Annotated in this window: 2 protein-coding genes and 1 pseudogene; all 3 read right to left on the reverse strand. The window is 72.0% G+C overall.

The features are described from left to right. Positions 1–346: 346 nt before the first annotated feature. The gene (locus AB0C29_RS44560) at positions 347–646 is read right to left on the reverse strand and encodes a hypothetical protein (RefSeq protein ID WP_360833882.1); all 300 of its coding nucleotides are present in this window, start codon (positions 644–646) and stop codon (positions 347–349) included. Between the two features lie 43 nt (positions 647–689). Next, on the reverse strand, positions 690–1,901 hold the full coding sequence (gene fahA / locus AB0C29_RS44565) for a fumarylacetoacetase (protein ID WP_360833884.1): 1,212 nt from the start codon (positions 1,899–1,901) through the stop codon (positions 690–692). Next, positions 1,898–2,269: pseudogene (locus AB0C29_RS44570) on the reverse strand (hypothetical protein); the annotation flags it as partial. The pseudogene AB0C29_RS44570 and the gene fahA, both read right to left, overlap by 4 nt.

A 2,269-nucleotide genomic window follows, 5' to 3' on the forward strand; every position in this document is an offset into this window, starting at 1 on the left:
TCGGCCTCCGTCCCGCTGGTCACGTCCGCGGTGGCGGCCTGAGCGGGCCCGGCCGGCGCGACGGCGACGCCGGCGAGCAGTGCGGCGGCGAGTCCGGCGCCGAGCAGGCGAGCGGTGAACGACATGCGGTGGGCCTCCTGAAGGGCGAGCGAGCCGCCGGCACAGCGCGTGATCGCCGTCGGGACAGCACGGTTCTCGGCACGCTGATTTCAGGGTTAATTACCGCATCTTGCCCGGGCGGTCACCAGTGGCCGACTACACGGAGTAGTTGCCGGAACGATGACGCAGCGTCGATCATCAGCTGGCCGCCGTCCCCTGTTCGGATGACCTCAGGGCGGTGGGAGGGTCAACGCACGGGAAGGTCGACCCGGCGGCCCATACCGAACTGCGGAGCGTCGGTGTCGGTCACCATGGCGAAGGCGCCGGCGGGCACGCCGTCCCGCTTCGCCACCCGGGAGGCCGCGGCCAGCAGCTTCTGCTCGCTCCCGCCGGCGATGAAGAAGATGTAGACGTCGCCGTACTCCTCGCCGTCGTCGTACTCCTCGATGCCGAGCTCGTCCTCGAGGTCGATCATGAAGTCACCGACGTCGTCGATCCATTCACCGTCAGCGGTCATCGGAATGTGGATCTCCACCAGTACAGCCATGCCGAAGATGATCCGGCACGGCTGTCCGGGCCCGGACAGGGGCCTACCGAGGTGACTCGGCGGCGGGCCGGATGCGGCCGCGGACCTCGCCGAGCCCGATGACGGCACCGTCCGGGCCGGGCGCGCTCGCGGTGATCACGACCTCGTCGCCGTCCTCGAGGAAGGTGCGGGTGGTGCCGTCCGGGAGCCGCAGCGGCTCCGCGCCTCCCCAGGAGAGCTCGATGAGTGAACCCCGCTGGTCCGGGCGTTCGCCGCTGATGGTGCCGGAGGCGTAGAGGTCGCCGGTACGCAGCGACGCCCCGTTGGCGGTCAGGTGGGCCAGCATCTGCGCGCCGGTCCAGTACATGCCGTCGGAACTCGGGCGGGAGACGACGTGGCCGTTGAGCCGGACCTCGAGCCGGACGTCCAGCCCCCACGGCGGCGTCCGCGAGTCGTCGAGGTACGGCAGCAGCGGCACGGTCCGCTCCGGCGGTGCCACCCGGGCGGAGCCGAGGGCAGCCAGCGGTACGACCCACGGTGAGATCGAGGTGGCGAAGGACTTGCCCAGGAACGGACCCAGCGGCACGTACTCCCAGGCCTGGATGTCGCGGGCCGACCAGTCGTTGACCAGGCAGATCCCGAAGACGTGGTCGGCGAAGGCAGTCTGCGGCACGGGCCGGCCCAGGGACGACGGGGTGCCGACGACGAAGCCCAGCTCGGCCTCGATGTCGAGGCGCCGGGACGGCCCGAAGGTGATCTCGCCGTCGGTGCCGCGGCGCTGGCCGCAGGGGCGGACGACGTCGGTGCCCGAGGCGATCACGGTGCCGGCGCGGCCGTGATAGCCGATCGGCAGGTGCTTCCAGTTGGGGGTGAGCGGGTCCTGGCCGGGCCGGAACATCCGGCCCAGGTTGGTCGCGTGCTGCTCGGAGGCGTAGAAGTCGACGTAGTCGGCCACCGTGAACGGCAGATGCATGACGGCGTCCCGCGCCGGCACGAGCTGGGGGCCGAAACGCTCAGCGAACGCGGAGTCGGCGACCCAGCCGGTCACCAGGGCACGCACCTGTGACCAGGCGTCAGGGCCGGCGGCCAGCAGGGTGTCCAGGGACGGGCCCGCCACGACGGGGGCCAGCTCCGGGGCGAACCGCTGCACAGCGGCGGCCAGGTCCAGGATCAGGTCGTCGATCGCCACGCCCACCCGGGCCCGGCTGTCCGAAGCGGTGCTGAACACCCCGTAGGGCAGGGTCGCGACGCCGAACGGGGTGGAGACGGTGCTCAACGCGGGTCCTCCGGGAGAAGTCCGTGGCGCACCAGGCCGTCGACCGGCTCGGTGATGCTGCACGTGCCGAAACTGATGAAGTGCTGCCGGATCTGCCCGGCCCGGGAGTCGTCGAGGCCGGCGATCGCGGTGGCCACGCGTACGCCGTCCTGGTCGGCCAGCGCGGCGGCGACGTCGGCTCCCTGCCGGGCCCGAGCGGTGGCGAGCAGCACGTTGAGGTAGCCGTGGTGTTCGAAGCCGGTGGCGGGATCGCGGTGCCGGACGGGGTCGTGCAGGCCCGCGGTGAGTTTGAAGGCGATGCCGCCGCGTACAGCCGCGTCCAGGACCGCGGCCAGCTGCCGTTCGTCGGGGAAGGCGGTCGCGACCGC

Source organism: Actinoplanes sp. NPDC048791, from assembly GCF_040650095.1.
In the GTDB taxonomy this organism is placed as follows: Bacteria; Actinomycetota; Actinomycetes; order Mycobacteriales; family Micromonosporaceae; genus Actinoplanes.